Origin of the sequence: Kribbella polygonati (assembly GCF_050320105.1) — a bacterium.
Classification (GTDB): domain Bacteria; phylum Actinomycetota; class Actinomycetes; order Propionibacteriales; family Kribbellaceae; genus Kribbella.
In genome coordinates, this window is record NZ_CP190129.1 from 7,521,654 (window position 1) to 7,537,918 (window position 16,265).

Genomic DNA, 16,265 nt, shown 5'->3' on the forward strand with positions numbered 1-16,265 from the left:
GTGCGGTCCTCAGCTCGTTCCAAGCCGGGGTCGGTTCGGCGGGTCAGCTCACTTTGACCCGCGTGGGCCGTCGCCGGTATTCTGGGCTGCTGTTGTGCGTATCAGGTCCAGTACAGACGTCTTCGTCTCGTCGGCTGACCGCTCGCCGACGTCCAGTTCTAGTCAATCTCTGAGAAACGAAGGTCAACGACCGTGCGCACGTACAGCCCGAAGCCTGCTGACGTCACTCGCGAGTGGCACGTGATCGACGCCACCGACGTCACGCTCGGTCGGCTCGCCGTCCAGATTGCAACCCTGCTGCGCGGCAAGCACAAGCCGACGTTCGCCCCGCACGTTGACGGTGGCGACTTCGTCGTTGTCGTCAACGCCTCCAAGGTGGCCCTGTCCGGCACGAAGCGGACCGACAAGCTGGCCTACCGCCACTCGGGTCACCCGGGTGGTCTGACCGCCACGCCGATCGGCGAGATCCTCGACAAGGACCCGCGCAAGGCCGTGGAGAAGGCCGTCTGGGGCATGCTCCCGAAGAACCGCCTGAGCCGGAAGCTGCTCACCAAGCTGAAGGTGTACGCCGGTCCGGAGCACCCGCACACGGCCCAGCAGCCGAAGCCGTTCGAGATCACCCAGATCGCCCAGTAAGCGATCGACGAACCAGGTAAACGAGGATTCACAGCGTGAGCGACATCACCACCGAGACCGAAGAGTTCGACCCCGAGGTCCCCATCGACAGCGAGGGCCCGGTCGCCTACACCTCCGAGACCAACCCGGCCCCGGAGCAGCGCGCCGAGACGGGTCGGGTCGCGGTCATCAACCCGGCCGGCGCCACTGGTCGCCGCAAGGAGGCCGTCGCCCGCGTGCGGATCGTCCCGGGCACCGGCAAGTGGAAGATCAACGGCAAGGACCTTGACGTCTACTTCCCGAACAAGGTGCACCAGCAGCACGTGAACGAGCCGTTCGTCGTCGCGGGCCTCGAGGGCTCGTACGACGTGATCGCCCGGATCAACGGCGGCGGCATCACCGGCCAGGCCGGTGCGCTGCAGCTCGGTGTGGCCCGCTGCCTGAACGCGGCGGACCTCGAGGCGAACCGCCCGGGTCTGAAGAAGGCCGGTCTGCTCACCCGCGACGCGCGGATCAAGGAGCGCAAGAAGGCCGGTCTCAAGAAGGCCCGTAAGGCGCCTCAGTACAGCAAGCGCTGATCATCTGATGGGGCGTTTGTTCGGTACGGACGGAGTCCGTGGCCTGGCGAACGTGGACCTGACCGCGGAGCTGGCGCTCGACCTCTCGGTCGCGGCAGCTCACGTACTCGGCGAGGCCGGTGCCTTCGAAGGGCACCGGCCACGCGCCGTTGTAGGGCGGGATCCGCGTGCCAGTGGTGAGTTCCTGGAAGCCGCCGTGGTGGCCGGTCTGGCCAGCGCAGGCGTCGACGTCGTCCGGCTCGGCGTACTGCCGACCCCGGCCGTCGCGTACCTGACCGGTTCGACCGGTGCCGACCTCGGTGTGATGCTGTCCGCCAGCCACAACCCGATGCCCGACAACGGCATCAAGTTCCTGGCCCGCGGCGGGATCAAGCTCGACGACGTGATCGAGGACGCCATCGAGGCCCGGATGGGCGAGGAATGGCAGCGTCCGACCGGTGCCGACGTCGGTCGGGTGACCGACGACGGCCAGGGCTTCGAGACGTACGTCGCGCACCTGGTCCGCTCGGCGCCGAACCGGTTCGACGGGCTGAAGGTCGTCATCGACTGCGCGAACGGCGCCGCTTCGGAGACCGCCCCGGAGGCGCTCCGCCGGCTGGGTGCCGAGGTGATCACGGTCGGCGCCGCGCCGGACGGGCTGAACATCAACCTGAACTGCGGATCCACCCACATCGAGGGCCTGCAGCGTGAGGTCGTCGGGCACCGTGCGGACGTCGGCATCGCGCTCGACGGCGACGCGGACCGCTGCCTGGCGGTGGACGCGAACGGCGAACTCGTCGACGGCGACCAGATCCTCGCCGTACTGGCGCTGGCGATGCGGGACAGCGGCCGGCTGTCGAACGACACCGTGGTCGCGACCGTGATGAGCAACCTCGGGTTCGTCCAGGCGATGGTCCGGGAGCGGATCGCGGTCGAGCAGACCAAGGTCGGCGACCGGTACGTCCTGGAGGCGATGAAGGCGGGCGGCCACAAGCTCGGCGGCGAACAGTCCGGGCACGTGATCCTCTCCGACCACGCCACCACCGGCGACGGCACCCTGACCGCGGTCAACCTGCTCGCCCGGGTCGCCCAGACCGGCAAGTCCCTCGCCGACCTGGCCGGCGCGATGACCCGCCTCCCGCAGGTCCTCGTCAACGTCAAGAACGTCGACAAGACCCGCGCCGGCACCGACCCGGCCGTCCAAACCGCCGTCACCGAGGCCACCACCCGCCTCGGCGACACCGGCCGAGTCCTCCTCCGCCCCTCAGGCACGGAACCCCTCGTCAGAGTGATGGTCGAAGCCGAGTCCTCCGACACGGCCCACGAAATAGCCCACGCACTGGCCGACGTCGTCGCCACCTCCCTGAAGCTCTGAAAGGTGCGCCGGAGAAATCCGGCGCACTTTTCGTTTACGCCTGAATTTCGGCGCGGAGCGTGCCCAGGAAGTCCGCGAGCTGCTGCCCGACGAGCGCCGAGTCCCGCAGTACGGCGTACTGCCGTCGGTAGACGTCCACGTCCTCCGGCCGTTCGACCGTCAGGTAGGCGTGCATCGTCTCGACCTGGACGAACGGCTCACCGTCGTCGACGTCCTCGTTCAGAGTGAACCCGTGCCAGGGAATCGCGCGCGCTTCGACGTCCAGCGGAACGACGCCGATGGTCACGTTGCTGAGCGTCGCCACGCTGGCGATGCGGTCCAGCTGCGCAACCATCAGCTCGCGTGGTCCGGGCCGCCATCTGAGGGCCGCCTCGGTGAGGATGAACTCGAACCTGTGCGACTGGTCGTACAGAATCTGCTGCCGATCAAGCCGCCGCTGTACAGCCGCCGCACAGTCCTGCTCGCCGGTCAGATCCGACGCGACGAAGACGAGCCGCGCGTACTCGGCCGTCTGCAGCAGCCCAGGAACCAGCGACGACAGGAACGACAGCTGGGTGCGTGCTGTTTCCTCGCGGTGCCGAACCTGTTCCTGCATCTCGGCGAAGCTGACTTCCTGCGCGAACTCGTGCCACGCGTCGGTCTGGTTCAGTGCTGCCTCGGTCGCCGCGATCATCTGCTCGAGGCGTTCGGACGCGCGGGACTGCTCCAGCCACATCGTCAGCTCGGGAACCGACGCGAGTGCGTCGCCGCGCTCGATCCGGCTCACCCGCGACTGGCTGAGACCGGTCCGTTGGGCCAGCTGGCGTCCGCTCACGCCGGCCATCGTCCGCAGCCGTCGGAGCTCCGCGCCGATGTGCTGGCGCGGAGTTCGTGGAGTTTGATCCGGAGTACGCACGCAGTTACAGCTCTGCCTTCCGTTCGGCCAGGTAGGTGTTGAGGTCGATCGCATGACGTCGTACCAGCTCGCGTTCCTTCCGGCAGCGCTCCAGTACGGCGGGATCCGTGGTGTGGTCGAAGCCTACGAAATGCCCGTCGTCGTCGTAGTGCATCAGCACGACGTACGCACCCGGCGAGTCGGCATCGAACAACCAGAAGTCCTCCCCGAGTTCAGTGAGGGCCTCGTCGACCGTGCGGTCCACGATCCAGACCTGCTCGCCTGCCGCCTGCGATTCGACGTACCGCGCCAACTCGTACCGCAGGTAGTCCGACAGCGGATGGTCGACGACATGCACGCGCTGCCAGCTTTTACCCGCAACCGTTGTCACCGCGATCCGTGCCAGCCAGGGCGACGTACGGACGGACCGCTCGGGTGCTGGATCTCCCCTCAGATGGGCCGCGACCTCGTCCCCCTCGCCGACGGTGTACGTCTGGAGATTTTCGAGCCGGAAGACATCCGCGTTGAAGCGATCGAAGTACGCGTCGAATTCCTCGAAGTTCACGAATCGCTCTCCACCTGTGCGCTCCGCGCGTACTCCATCAGCAACTCCCGTGGTACGAGCACGACCGTCTCGTGCGTAGGCGTCCGACTCAGCTGCGCACGCGCCTCGGCGTCGACCAACTCCGCGCACGGTCCTGCACAGTGGATGAGTCGCATTTCGCCTTCTTGATTCGAAATGAGTCGGTCACTCAACCGTGGCAGGCAAATGATCCTTGGTCAACCCAAGCTGCTCCGGCTTGACAGCTGGACCGCCGTCGCGGCCGGAGCCGAATGGCTCGATGTCGAGTAGTACCCCGAGCGCAGAGGTGTGCGTGCCGAGCCCTGACCTCCACGCGCGTCTCTGCATCCAGTCGGGTAGTCAGGACAGGACTCCGTGCTGGGTGTTCCAGCGCTGCGCGGCGTTGTAGGCCTCGACGGCGGACCAGATGTAGACGGCGGGCAGAAGCAGGAAGCCGATCACCCAGAGCAGGCTGAACCAGGCAATACCGGCCACGACGAACATGCCGATGCCGAGCCCGATGTCGCCGTTGAGGAACTGTCCGAGGCCAGGGACCAGGATGCTGAGAACGCACGCCAACCCGGGATTCTTCGCCTTGATCTGCTGCATGGGCATCATCGGCGGGAACGGCTGGTAGGGCGCGGGCTGGTAGAACTGCTGGGGCTGGGGCTGGGGCTGGGGTATCGGCGGGGTGGCGTGGGTCGGCTGTGCTGCGGACGGAGGCGTCGGATGAGGCGGGTCCGGCTGCCTGTAGCGCGGGATCCCGGGGCCCGTGCCAGGCAGGTACGGCTGAGCCGGGATCTGTTCTGAGTTGTCGAGCTGTTCGGGCATCATTCCCCCTCGGGAACACAGTGGAGCCAATACCTAGAGACCCGGCTCCACTGCCCGCTGATACAGCTCAGGTGCATGGCCCTGCCGTCGTCCTCCTCATTCCTTCAGTTGGGTGAGGCGGCGTTCGGGGGCGGGGGCGGCTTCGGCCAGTAGTTGGGTGTATTCGTGTTGGGGGTTGAGGATTACGTCGTCGGCGGGGCCTTGTTCTACTAGCTGGCCTTGGTAGAGGACCAGGATTTCGTCGCTGAAGTGGCGGGCGGTGGCGAGGTCGTGGGTGATGTAGAGGACGCCTAGGTTTTCCTCGCGTTGGAGGGTGGCTAGGAGGTTGAGGACGCCCAGGCGGATGGAGACGTCGAGCATCGAGACCGGCTCGTCGGCTACCAGGATGGCTGGTTCGGGGGCGAGGGCTCTGGCGATGGCTACGCGTTGGCGTTGGCCGCCGGAGAGTTCGTGGGGTTTGCGGTGGGCGTAGGTTTCGTCGAGGCGGACTCGGTGGAGGAGTTCGAGGACGCGTTCGTCGACCTGGGCGCGGGTGAACGTGGGGTGGTGGAGTTTCACCGGGCGGGCCAGGTGGTGGGCGATCGAGTGGTACGGGTTGAGCGACGCGAACGGGTCCTGGAAGACCATCTGGACGGCCTTGCGGTACGTCGCCGCCGCCGCGCCGCGGTACTGCATCGGTTTGCCGTCGACGAGGATCTCGCCGGAGGTCGGCCGTTCCAGTTGCAGGAGCAGCTTCGCGATCGTGGACTTTCCCGAGCCGGACTGGCCGACGAGCGCGATGGTCCGGCCGGGCTGTAGTTCGAAGCTGACCTGGTCGACCGCGCGCAGCCGGGTGCTCCGCAGGCCGTTGCGCAGCCGGTATTCCTTCACCACGTCGCGCAGTTCGAGCGCACTCATAGGGCCTCCTCGGCGCCGGTGCGGACAAAGGCGCCGCGTTCACCGGTCAGGCTCGGGAACGACGACAGCAACCGCTTCGTGTACGGGTGCTGAGGCTTGGTGTACAGCGTCAGCGCATCGTCCAGTTCGACGATCACGCCCTCCCGCATCACCGCGATCCGGTCGCTGATCTCCAGCAGCAGCGGCAGATCGTGGGTGATGAAGACGACCGCGAACCCGAGCTCGGCGCGCAGCCGGGTGATCTCCCGGAGGATCTCCCGCTGTACGACGACATCGAGCGCGGTCGTCGGTTCGTCCATGATCAGGACCTGTGGTTCGAGCGCGAGCGCCATCGCGATCATCACGCGCTGCCGCATCCCGCCGGACAGTTCGTGCGGGTACGCGCGCAGCCGGTCGCGGTCGACGCCGACCCGTTCGAGGAGTTCGCCGCAGCGCTCGCGCCGTTCCGTCCGGCCGAGCTCGGGCCGGTGCGTGACGAAGACGTCCTCGAGCTGCTCGGAGATCCGCAGTACCGGGTTGAGCGAGTTCATCGCGCCCTGGAAGACCATCGCGATCTTGTCCCAGCGGAACGCGCGCAGGTCGTTGCCGGTCAGCGCCGACAGGTCGATGTCGTACCCCTCGCGGGACGAGAACACCACCCGCCCGCCGGTGATTCGGGCCGGCGGCTTCAGCAGCCGGGTGATCGCGTACGCCAGCGTGGACTTTCCGCAGCCGCTTTCTCCCGCGAGGCCGAGGATCTCGCCGCGCTCCAACGTCAGCGACACGTCCCGGACGGCGTGCACCGTGGTCTCGGCCAGGTAGTCGATGCTCAGGTTCTCGATGCTCAGTACGGTCATGCCTGCACGCTCCATTTGTTGCGTTCGGCACGCGTCTGCGAGCGCAGCTTCGGGTTGATGATCTCGTCGATCGAGAAGTTGATCAGCGACAGCGCCGCGCCGAACAGCGCGATCGCGAGCCCCGGCGGTGCGAACCACCACCAGGCGCCGAGCCGCAGCGCCAGCCCGTTCTGGGCGTAGAACAGCATCGTGCCCCAGGTGAACGACCCGGAGGCGCCGAGCCCGAGGAACGACAGCCCGGCCTCGCCGAGGATCGCGAAGATCACCGCGAACACCACCTGCGAGGCGAGCAGCGGGATCAGGTTCGGCAGGATCTCCACGGTCAGGATCCGCCAGCGTTTCTCGCCGCCGATCCTTGCCGCGAGCACGTAGTCCCGGCTCCGTACGCTGAGCGTGAACCCGCGCAGTACCCGGGCCGACCCGGCCCAGCTGGTGATCGCGAGTACGGCGGCCACCAGCCAGATCGACTTGTTCGGTACGTAGCTGGAGATCACGATCACCAACGGCAGCCCCGGGATCACCAGCATGATGTTGGTGAACAGCGAGAACGCCTCGTCCGCCCAGCCGCCGACGAACGCGCCGACGACCCCGAAGAACGACGACAGCAGCAGCGTGATCGCCCCGACCACGACGCCGATGATCAGCGAACCGCGGGTGGCGTACGCGAGTTGTGCGAAGACGTCCTGCCCGCTCTGGGTGGTGCCTAAAATGAACCCGTGACCCGGGCCGGCCAGCCCGACGTCGCGGACCGTCGACGGATTGCCGACCAGGAACGGACCGAGCACGCCGAACAGGACGATCACGCCGGCGATCGTCAGGCCGACGCCAAGTTTGAGCGTCATGGGCAGGAGCCGGCGCCGGGTGGGCGCGACCGGCGACGGCCCGTCCGCGGTGGCGGCCTGCACCGCCCCTTCAGTTGTCAGAGCCATGGAGCCTCCTCAGGACCGCGCACGCGTGCGGGGGTCGATGACGCCGTACAGGAGGTCGACGAGCAGGTTCGCGCCGAGGACGGCGAGCGTGATGATCAGGAAGACGCCCTGCATCAGCGCGTAGTCGTTGTTGCCGACGGCAAGCAGCAGCGCGGACCCGATGCCCGGGTACCCGAACACCGCCTCGGTGACGATCGAGCCGGCGACCACGAAGCCGAGCGAGATCGCGAAGCCGGAAACCGAGGGCAGGACGGCGTTCCGGGCCACATACCGGGACCGGATCCGCCGTGGGGTCAGGCCTTTCGCCTCGGCGGTCACGACGAAGTCCTCGGACAGCGTCGAGACCATCATGTTCCGCATCCCGAGCATCCAGCCGCCGATCGACGAGATCACGATCGTCAGCGCGGGCAGCGCGCCGTGGTACAGCACCGACCGCAGGAACGGCAGGCTCCAGCTCGGCGTCACGGAGTACACGTCGTACCCGCCGCTCAGTGGGAACGCCGGCCAGCTGCTGGCCAGCAGGAAGAGCAGCAGCAGGGCGAGCCAGAAGTACGGCACCGACTGCAGCATCGTGGTGAACGGGATCAGGTTGTCGATCCACGATCCGCGCCGCCAGCCGGCCGCGCGGCCGAGCAGGATCCCGACCGCGAACGAGATCACGGTCGCGATCCCGATCAGCCCGACCGTCCACGGCAGCGTCTGCCCGATCACCTGCGAGACCGGCGCCGGGAAGTACGCGATCGACGTACCGAGGTCGCCGGTCACCAGGTGGTGCAGATACCGCCAGTACTGCGTCCAGAGCGAGGAGCTGGTGTCCGTGCCGAGCAGTGCCTGGATCGCGGTCCGGGTGGTCGGCGTGACCGGGCCTTTCGTCGCGAGCTTCGACAGCATCAGGTCGACCGGGTTCCCCGGCATCAGCCGGGGAATCAGGAAGTTCAGCGTCAGCGCCGCCCAGAGCGCCACCACGTAGAAGGCGAGTTTCCGGAGCAGGTAGCGCATCAGCTGGCGGGCTTGATCGTCTTGAGGACGATGCCGGCGTCCCACGCCTTCCAGGCCGCGGGCAGCACGTAGAGGTTGTCCTTGGTCGGCCAGCCGGTCGCGCGCGAGGTGTTGAACTCGGTCAGCATCGAGTTCACGTAGACCGGGATGTAGGGCAGCTGGTCCTCGATGATGCCCTGGATCTTCGCGTACGCCGCCTTCTGCGCGGCCTGGTCCGTCGTACCGGCGGCCGCCGTCAGCGCGGCGTCGACGGCGGGGTTCGAGAAGCGGGACTGGTTACCGGCGGAGGCGCTCTTGCCGACCGGGGCGGTGTTCGTGGTGGCGAGCTTGCTGTCGTAGGTGAAGTACGGGTTCGTGGACGCGCCGAGGCCGACCGAGTCCAGCGACAGCTGGAACTTGCCGTTGGTCTGCGCGGCGTTCCACTCGTTCCACGACACCTGGCTCGGCTTCAGCTCGATGCCGACCGCGGCGAGCTGCTGCTTGAGGGTGTCGTTGATCAGGATGTAGTCGCTCCACCCGGTGACGGTCTGCACGGTCAGCGACAGCCGCTTGCCGTCCTTCGTCCGGACGCCGTCGCTGCCCTTCGTCCAGCCGGCCGCGTCGAGGGCCTTGTTCGCCGCGTCGGTGTCGGCGCTCTGCGGGAGCTTCGCTGTACCGGCGTCCGCGATCCACTGGTCGTCGCGGCCCGGGAGCAGCATGGTCGGCGAGCCGACGCCCGCGACACCGCCGCCGGCGAGCTTCGCCAGCTGCTCGCGGTTCATCGCCAGGTAGATCGCCTTGCGGACGGCGGGATCGGTCTGCGGGCCGGTGCAGCCGAGGGCGGAGTTCGAGCAGGTCACGATGACGGTCGTCATCACCGGGGTGTTCACGTAGGTGAGGTTCTTGCCGGACTTCATGATGTTGTCGATCCCCGGCAGGTAGGCGCTCGCCCAGTCGACCTTGCCCGCGACGAGTGCGGCGCTCGCGGCGTCCGCGGACGTGACCGGGAGGTACCGGACCTCCTTGATCGTGGGCTTGCCCGCCTCCCAGTACTGGTCGTTCTTGGTCAGTACGAAGCTCTGCGGCGTGTACGACTTCACCTTGAACGGGCCGGTGCCGACGGGATCCTTGTTCAGGTTCGTCGTCGGGTCCTTGATGTCCTTCCAGATGTGCTCGGGCACGATCGCCTGGTTGGCGAGGACGGCGGGCTCCTGCATCAGCGACTTGGACTTGAACGTCAGTACGGCGGTGTCGTCGGAGGTCGCCTTCGCGGTCGCGGCGAGGCCGGACGGGTTCAGCGCGGGCGTCTTCGCGACCAGGTTGAACGTGAAAGCCACGTCCTTCGCGGTGAACGGCTGGCCGTCGTTCCACTTCACGTCATGGCGGGTCTTGATCGTCAGCTCGGTACCGGCGGCGTTCCAGGAGAAGCTCGACGCGAGGACGGGCGTGGGCTCGGACTGCTTCGCGAAGTTGTACCAGTACAGCGGCTCGTAGATGACGCCGAGCGTCGGCTGCAGCGCCGTACTGCTGAACGGGTTGAAGTTCTCGGTGGTGATGTCGCCGGCCGCGACCGTGATCGAGGCGTCCTTGGTGGTGCCCTGGTTGCCGGTGGCGGCGCTGTTGCAGGCGGCGAGCAGTACGGCGGTGACGGTCGCGACGGCTGCGGCGCTCACCAGGCGCCGTACGCGGGTCCTTCTCGTCGGGTTCCGGAGCATTGATCGATTCCTTTCCAACGCGGTCTTCGAACGCGTCACCCGGCACCCGCCAGGGAAGCTGGCCGTAACTTAGTTCGCCTAACAAAGAAGGCGCAAGAGGTCAGCGCGGTAACGATTTCGACACCGGGAGTGCCTGGAAAGGGTTTGCTGGGCTCGACTCAGGCGGAGATCGCGCGCTCGGAGCGCAGCATCATCAGCGCGGCGCCGATCGCCGCCGCGTCGTGGCCGCGCTCGTCCAGCACGACCTCGGTGTTCACGGCCCGGCCGAAGGCGGAGCTCATGATCCGGTCCTGGATGATCGGCAGGTAGATCGTCCCGGCCACCGCGAACGCGGGACCGGTCAGCACCAGCAGTTGGACGTCGTACATGTTGGTGATCGCCTGCGCGCCGAGCGCCAGCCAGGACGCCGAGTCCTTGAGGATCGCCTCGGCCCGCGAGTCCCCGGTCAGCGCGAGCCTGGCGATGGCGGCGAACGCCGCGACCCCGGTACGCCGCTGGGACCCGAGGTCGAGGCCCGCGGCCCGGGCCTTCGCGACCACCGTCGCGGGACCGGCGATCGCCTCCAGGCAGCCGGTGCTCCCGCACCAGCACCGCGGGCCGCCGATCTGCACGCAGATGTGGCCGACCTCGCCGGCGTTGCCGTGTGCGCCCTGGTACACGTGGCCGTTCAGCCGCAGGCCGGAGCCGATGCCCTCGCTCATGAACAGCCCGGCCATCACCGACACGTCATGGCTGGTCGTGAGCCTGGTCCCCGCGGCGGCCGCGGTCGCGTCGTTCTCCAGCAACGCCGGCAGGCCGAGCCGCTCCTCCAGGCGCTGGTGGATCGGAAAGCCGACCCAGCTCGCCATGCTCGGCGGCGCCGAGGTGACACCCAGGTTGCGGATCAGCGGGCCGGGGCAGACGAACCCGAGCCCGAGGATCAGCCCCGGGTCGACGCCCGCCCGCTCGATCAGTTCGGTGGTCTCGGCGGCGATCCGCTCGACCACCTGCTCCGGGTCGCTCTCGTCGCCCGGCCCGGCCCGCCGCCAGCGCGCGAGCACCCCGCCCGCGTAGTCGACCAGCACGTACGTCAGGCTGTCGGGGCTCAGGTGGACGCCGACGACGTACCGGGCGGCGGCGCGGATCCGGAGCAGCGTGCGAGGCTTGCCGCCGGTGGACGAGCCGCGGCCGGCCTCGTCGACCAGACCGTCGTCGATCAGCCGCCGGACCAGGGTGGTGACCGAAGGGGCGGTGAGGCCGGTGATCTGGGTGAGTTCGACCCGGCTGACCGTGCCCGCGGAGCGGATGCTGTCCACAATGACGGCACGGCTGTTCGTCGGTGCCGGGTCGTACCCCGGGGCGTACGACGCGTCGCCGGCCTGCTGCATGGGAACATCCGCCATCTGTCGGGTTTGTTAGGTCTGTGAATATAGTGGCTCGGTGGCCTTGGAGGGCAGTGTATGCATGAGCGGATCGCGGGGCTGGTCCTGGCGCGTCCCGGGCGGTTGCTCGGGATGGAGCCGTTCATGGCCGACGTCGTCCAGGGGATCGAGGAGGTCTTCGCCGGGCGCGGCTGCAGTCTGCTGATCGAGTTCGCCGCGGACATTACCGCCGAGATCGAGATCTGGCGGCGCTGGGTGCCCAACCGGCACGTCGACGGGATCGTGATGGTGGACCTGCGGGCGACCGATCCGCGGCTCGACGAGCTGCAGCGGCTCGGCGTACCGGCGGTGCTGCTCGGCGGGCCGGAGCTGAAGGCGCCGATCACGAACGTGCTGGTCGACAACGCCGAAGGTGCGCGGGCGGCGGTCCGGGCGCTGGCGGATCTCGGGCATGCCGACATCGCCCGGGTGAGCGGGCCGCGGGACATGCTGCACTGCCAGGCGCGGGACGCCGCGTTCATGGCGACGTGCGCGGAGCGGGACGTGCGGGCGCGGGTGATCGAGGGGGACTACTCGGAGGAGTCCGGGCGGGACGCGATGCAGCAGCTGCTGACCGGGAGCCGGGTGCCGACGGCGGTTGTCTACGACAACGACCTGATGGCGATCGGTGGGTTGGCGGCGGCGAAGGAGCTGGGGGTGGCGGTCCCCGAACAGCTGTCGGTGATCGCCTGGGACGACACCGCGGTGGCGCGGTTGGCCACACCACCGCTCAGCGTCGTCACCGTGGACGTCCACGGCCTGGGGACCATCGTCGGCGAAGCAATCCTCAACGTCATCCAGGGCGCCGCCCCCACCACCTACCAGGTCCCCAAACCCACAATCCGCCTGGACCGCTCCACCGCACCGCCGTCGCCGGCGGCCCCGTCACGGTCGCGGTAGAGCTCGCCCCAACTTCACCGCACGACGGCGCTGCTAACTTCACCGCACCACGGCGCTACTAAGTTCACCGCGCCGCGGAGCGGCTACTTCCCTCGCGCCGCGGAGCGGCTACCTTCCTCGCGCCGCGCCGCGGCGCGGCGCTGCTACCTGCACCGCTCAGCGCCGCGAGCGGTGCAGGGGTTAGGCGTGGCCGACTGCCTCCAGTGGGTCGGGCCAGGACTTGAGGGCTGCTAGTAGGTCGGGGTTTTGGGTTGAGGCCAGCGCTTCGGTGTACGCGTCGGTGATGATGTCGGTGATGCGGACGGGTACGCCGGTGTTCGCGGAGCGTACGGCGGCTTCGACCATGGCGAGGCTGATGACGTTCGAGTGGACCTCGGACTGGGGTGTGGTCGACGTACGGATCGCGTGGACGAACTCCGCTAGGGAGCCGGCGATCTCCTCGGGCTCGTCGCCGAGGGGGGCCGGTACGGCGGGTTCTGCGACGGGGGCGTTGTCGCCGTCCCAGGTCGCCGTACCGCCGGGGGTGCTCGCGCGCCACAGCCCGTTCCACGATGTCTCGAGGCCCGGGGCGCACCAGCTGCCGACGAACGTGAAGCGGGTGCCGTCGGCGTACGTGAAGATCGCGGACGCCGCCGCGTTGCCGTCGAACCAGCTCCAGGACGGGTTGTACGAGTCGCAGTACACCGACACCGGCTCCGACCCGATCAGCTTGCGGGACAGGTCGAACTGGTGGATCGCCATGTCGACGAGCAGCGGCTCCGCCATCCGCTCGCGGAAACCGCTGAAGTGCGGCGCCTTGTAGAACTCGCACGACAGCGTCCCGATCGGCCCGAGCTCGGCGAGCTGCTTCTGGAAGGCGTTGACTGCGCGGAAGTACCGCCGGGACTGCGACACCATCAGCAACTTCCCGCTGACTTCAGACGCCGCGGCCATGACAAGGCATTCACGGACCGTTTCGGCCAGCGGTTTCTCACACAGTACTGGGACTCCGCGGAGGAGTGCTTCTACGCTGACTTTCGGATGCGCTACCGGCACAGTCACGTCGATGAGTGCCTCGAAATCAACAGCGAGTTCATCGATCGAGCCGGCGACGGGTACGTCGGGGTGGCCGTTCTCGTCGGCTGCGGCGCGGGCGACGTTCACGTCGAGGTCGATCAGGCCGACCAACTGTACGGAAGGGTTGGCGGCGATGGTGCGCAGCCAGGCGCGGCCCATGCCGCCGGCTCCGACCTGCAGCAGGCGTAGGGGTTCAGGCATCGGCAGGCTCCTCGATGGGTCCGGTGTACCCGTGTCCGTTGAAGAAATCGTCGGTCTCGTACCGCAGCAGCGTCGGCAGTTCCCGCTTCGGCAGGTCGGTCCGGGCCCAGGCGGCGCCGTTCGCGATCACCCTACGGACGTCCTTGTGGTGGTAAACCGGGTAGTCCTGGTCGCCGGGGGAGAAGTAGAAGATCTTCCCGTGCCCGCGGCGGAACGTGCAGCCGGAGCGGAACACCTCGCCGCCGGAGAACGAGGACACGAAGATCAGCTCGTCCGGCACCGGGATGTCGAAGTACTCGCCGTACATCTCCTGCTGCTCGATCTCGATCGGGTGCGGCACGCCCTGCGCGATCGGGTGCGTGGGGTTGACCGTCCAGACCAGTTCCCGGTCCCGCTCGCTGCGCCAGCGGAGCGTGCACGTCGTACCCATCAGCTTGCCGAAGATCTTCGACCAGTGACCGGAGTGCAGCACGACCAGCCCCATACCCGACAGCACGTGCTGGTACACCCGGTCGACCACCTTGTCGTCGACCTCACCGTGCGCGGCATGCCCCCACCACACGAGTACGTCGGTCTCGGCGAGAACGTCCTCGGTCAGACCGTGTTCGGGTTCGTCCAGCGTCGTGGTGGAGACCTGCGCGTCGGGCAGGTTCTCGGCGATGCCGGCCGCGATGGTGGCGTGCATGCCGTCGGGGTAGATCTCGCGGACGTGCGGCTCGACCTGCTCGTGCCGGTTCTCGCCCCAGACCAGTATCTTCATCGTTGTCCTTAAGGGTTATTTGACGGCTCCGCCGATGGCACCGGCGGCGATGTACTTCTGTGCGGCGACCAGCAGTACGACGGCCGGGACCGCCGAGAGCACCGCGGTCGCCATCACCGCGTTCCAGTTCTGCACCTGGGTGCCGAGGTACTGGTAGATCCCGAGCGTCACCGGCCGGACGCCGCCCTTGGTGGTGAGCGTCAGCGCGAACAGGAAATCGCTCCAGGAGAACAGGAAACTGAACAGTCCGGCGGTGATCAGCGAGTTCTTGCTGATCGGCAGCACGATCGCCACGAACGCCCGGAACAGCCCGGCGCCGTCCACCCGGGCGGCCTCCACCAGAGACGGCGGCAGCGAGAGCATGAACGACCGCAGGATCAGGATCGCGAACGGGATCCCGCTGGCGCAGTTCGCGATGATCAGCCCCGGGATCGAGTTCAGCAGCCCGATCCGTTCGTAGGCCGTGTAGAGCGCGTTCGCGATCACGATGCCGGGGATCATCTGCGAGATCAGGATCGCGAGCAGCCCGATCGACACCCAGCGGGACCGGAACTGCGAGAGCGCGTACGCACACGGCGTCGCGATCGCGAGGCTCAGGACGACGGTTCCGGCCGCGATGATCAGGCTGGTGACGAGGTTCCCGCCCTGCTCGTCGAGCGCCCGTTGGTACCCGGAGAACGTCGGATGCAACGGCAGGAAGCCGGCCGTCAGCGTGTTCCCGGACGGCTGCAGCGAGGCGTTCAGCATCCAGTAGACCGGGAACAGCATCACGCACAGGATCAGCACCCCGATGACGGTGTACGCCGTACGTCGCATCGCACCTCCCTTACTCATCGACGGCCTTGCGCGTGCCGCGCAGGTAGAAGATCGCGAACACGAACGAGATCGCGATCAGGATGTTGGACAGTGCCGCGCCCTGGCCGAACCGGAAGTCCACGAACGACTTCTCGTACGACTGGGTGGCCAGCGTCTGCGTCGCGTTCGCGGGACCGCCGCCGGTCAGGCCGAGGATGATGTCCAGGACCTTGATCGTGTAGACCACGCCGAGCATCAGCAGCACGCTCGCCACCGAGCGCAGGTTCGGCCAGGTGATGTACCAGAACGAGCGCCACCCGGTCGCGCCGTCCAGCTGGCCGGCCTCGTACAACTCGTCCGGGATCTCCGCCAGGCCGGAGTACAGCAGCGTCACGTTGAACGGGATGCCGATCCAGATGTTCACGCCGATCACCGCGATCAGCGCGACCGACGGCGAGTTCAGCCACGGCACCGGATCGCCGATCAGGTGCAGCCCCAAGAGCGTTCTGTTGAGAATTCCGCTGTCCTGCTCGAGTATCGAGCGCCAGGTCGCGCTCGACACGATCAGCGGCAGCAGCCACGGCAGCAGCAGCAACGACCGCAGTACGCCGCTGAGCGGGAAACGGTTCCGGAAGAAGAGTGCCAGCCCGAGCCCGATCGCGAACTGGAACGCGATCGACCCGATCGTGAACAGTGCCGTGTTCAGCATCGCGTCGGAGAACAGCTTGTCGGTCACGACCGTCTGGTAGTTCTGCAGCCCGACCCAGGGCGCGACGCCGGTGAAGAACGTCTTCAGCCCGTAGTCCTGCAGGCTCATCAGCAGGTTCTTCACCACCGGGTAGCCGAACAGCGCGAGCATCGCGACCGCCGCCGGCAGAACGAACAGCACCTTGGTCAGGCTCTCGCCCCGGTGGTGCCGGCCGCGCACCTTCGCGCGGCCGGCCACTCTGGTCCGTGTGAGCGTCACCATATTGTCATCCCGCC

The 16,265-nt window shown here is 67.8% G+C and carries 18 protein-coding genes; 4 read left to right on the plus strand and 14 right to left on the minus strand.

The genetic code is table 11. From position 1 onward, the window contains the following. The first annotated feature begins 192 nt into the window (after nt 1–192). Genes rplM through glmM form a run of 3 tightly spaced genes read left to right on the plus strand, consistent with a single transcriptional unit; the run spans nt 193 to nt 2,547 of the window. Entirely contained in the window at nt 193–636 is a 444-nt protein-coding gene (gene rplM / locus ACQHIV_RS36080; protein ID WP_131286311.1) for a 50S ribosomal protein L13, read from the plus strand. 35 nt (nt 637–671) lie between these two features. After that, the gene (gene rpsI, locus ACQHIV_RS36085; RefSeq protein WP_141854750.1) at nt 672–1,193 is read left to right on the plus strand and encodes a 30S ribosomal protein S9; all 522 of its coding nucleotides are present in this window, start codon (nt 672–674) and stop codon (nt 1,191–1,193) included. Between the two features lie 7 nt (nt 1,194–1,200). After that, on the plus strand, nt 1,201–2,547 hold the full coding sequence (gene glmM, locus ACQHIV_RS36090) for a phosphoglucosamine mutase (protein ID WP_427888807.1): 1,347 nt from the start codon (nt 1,201–1,203) through the stop codon (nt 2,545–2,547). A 34-nt stretch (nt 2,548–2,581) separates the two neighbouring features. On the opposite strand, the gene ACQHIV_RS36095 is transcribed toward glmM, so the two are convergent. The 10 genes from ACQHIV_RS36095 to ACQHIV_RS36140 all read right to left on the minus strand — a co-directional run bounded on the left by ACQHIV_RS36095 (nt 2,582) and on the right by ACQHIV_RS36140 (nt 11,551). Next, the gene (locus tag ACQHIV_RS36095; RefSeq protein ID WP_427888808.1) at nt 2,582–3,496 is read right to left on the minus strand and encodes a helix-turn-helix domain-containing protein; all 915 of its coding nucleotides are present in this window, start codon (nt 3,494–3,496) and stop codon (nt 2,582–2,584) included. Next, the gene (locus ACQHIV_RS36100) at nt 3,447–3,986 is read right to left on the minus strand and encodes a DUF6879 family protein (protein ID WP_427888809.1); all 540 of its coding nucleotides are present in this window, start codon (nt 3,984–3,986) and stop codon (nt 3,447–3,449) included. The genes ACQHIV_RS36095 and ACQHIV_RS36100 overlap by 50 nt, the downstream gene beginning before the upstream one ends. Next, nucleotides 3,983–4,141 (minus strand): hypothetical protein, encoded by a 159-nt coding sequence (locus tag ACQHIV_RS36105; RefSeq protein WP_427888810.1) that lies wholly within the window; start codon nt 4,139–4,141, stop codon nt 3,983–3,985. Before ACQHIV_RS36105 ends, ACQHIV_RS36100 begins: the two co-directional genes overlap by 4 nt. A gap of 202 nt (nt 4,142–4,343) precedes the next feature. Further along, a complete protein-coding gene (locus ACQHIV_RS36110; protein ID WP_427888811.1) occupies nt 4,344–4,814 on the minus strand; it encodes a hypothetical protein in 471 nt (156 codons plus the stop codon). 96 nt (nt 4,815–4,910) lie between these two features. Then, nucleotides 4,911–5,711, minus strand: a complete 801-nt coding sequence (locus tag ACQHIV_RS36115; RefSeq protein ID WP_427888812.1) for an ABC transporter ATP-binding protein — start codon at nt 5,709–5,711, stop codon at nt 4,911–4,913. Next, entirely contained in the window at nt 5,708–6,547 is an 840-nt protein-coding gene (locus ACQHIV_RS36120; protein WP_427888813.1) for an ABC transporter ATP-binding protein, read from the minus strand. Before ACQHIV_RS36120 ends, ACQHIV_RS36115 begins: the two co-directional genes overlap by 4 nt. Beyond that, nucleotides 6,544–7,476 carry an ABC transporter permease gene (locus tag ACQHIV_RS36125; RefSeq protein ID WP_427888814.1) on the minus strand — a complete coding sequence of 311 codons (933 nt, stop codon included), beginning with the start codon at nt 7,474–7,476 and terminating at the stop codon, nt 6,544–6,546. The genes ACQHIV_RS36120 and ACQHIV_RS36125 overlap by 4 nt, the downstream gene beginning before the upstream one ends. 9 nt (nt 7,477–7,485) lie before the next feature. Beyond that, a complete protein-coding gene (locus ACQHIV_RS36130) occupies nt 7,486–8,475 on the minus strand; it encodes an ABC transporter permease (RefSeq protein ID WP_427888815.1) in 990 nt (329 codons plus the stop codon). Then, on the minus strand, nt 8,475–10,127 hold the full coding sequence (locus ACQHIV_RS36135) for an ABC transporter substrate-binding protein (protein ID WP_427888816.1): 1,653 nt from the start codon (nt 10,125–10,127) through the stop codon (nt 8,475–8,477). The genes ACQHIV_RS36130 and ACQHIV_RS36135 overlap by 1 nt, the downstream gene beginning before the upstream one ends. A gap of 200 nt (nt 10,128–10,327) precedes the next feature. Continuing rightward, complete coding sequence (locus ACQHIV_RS36140; protein WP_427888817.1) at nt 10,328–11,551, minus strand: ROK family transcriptional regulator; 1,224 nt, start codon at nt 11,549–11,551, stop codon at nt 10,328–10,330. A gap of 57 nt (nt 11,552–11,608) precedes the next feature. Here ACQHIV_RS36140 and ACQHIV_RS36145 point away from each other — a divergent pair, with 57 nt between their 5' ends. Beyond that, nucleotides 11,609–12,469, plus strand: coding sequence for a LacI family DNA-binding transcriptional regulator (locus ACQHIV_RS36145; protein WP_427888818.1), 861 nt, complete (start codon nt 11,609–11,611; stop codon nt 12,467–12,469). 180 nt (nt 12,470–12,649) lie between these two features. On the opposite strand, the gene ACQHIV_RS36150 is transcribed toward ACQHIV_RS36145, so the two are convergent. From ACQHIV_RS36150 to ACQHIV_RS36165, 4 genes are read right to left on the minus strand one after another with little or no spacing between them, the layout of a single operon-like run. Further along, nucleotides 12,650–13,726, minus strand: a complete 1,077-nt coding sequence (locus ACQHIV_RS36150) for a Gfo/Idh/MocA family protein (protein WP_427888819.1) — start codon at nt 13,724–13,726, stop codon at nt 12,650–12,652. After that, entirely contained in the window at nt 13,719–14,486 is a 768-nt protein-coding gene (locus ACQHIV_RS36155; protein ID WP_427888820.1) for a ThuA domain-containing protein, read from the minus strand. Before ACQHIV_RS36155 ends, ACQHIV_RS36150 begins: the two co-directional genes overlap by 8 nt. Nucleotides 14,487–14,501: 15 nt before the next feature. Then, the gene (locus ACQHIV_RS36160; RefSeq protein WP_427888821.1) at nt 14,502–15,302 is read right to left on the minus strand and encodes a carbohydrate ABC transporter permease; all 801 of its coding nucleotides are present in this window, start codon (nt 15,300–15,302) and stop codon (nt 14,502–14,504) included. 10 nt (nt 15,303–15,312) lie between these two features. Further along, on the minus strand, nt 15,313–16,251 hold the full coding sequence (locus ACQHIV_RS36165) for a carbohydrate ABC transporter permease (protein WP_427888822.1): 939 nt from the start codon (nt 16,249–16,251) through the stop codon (nt 15,313–15,315). Between the last annotated feature and the right edge of the window lie 14 nt (nt 16,252–16,265).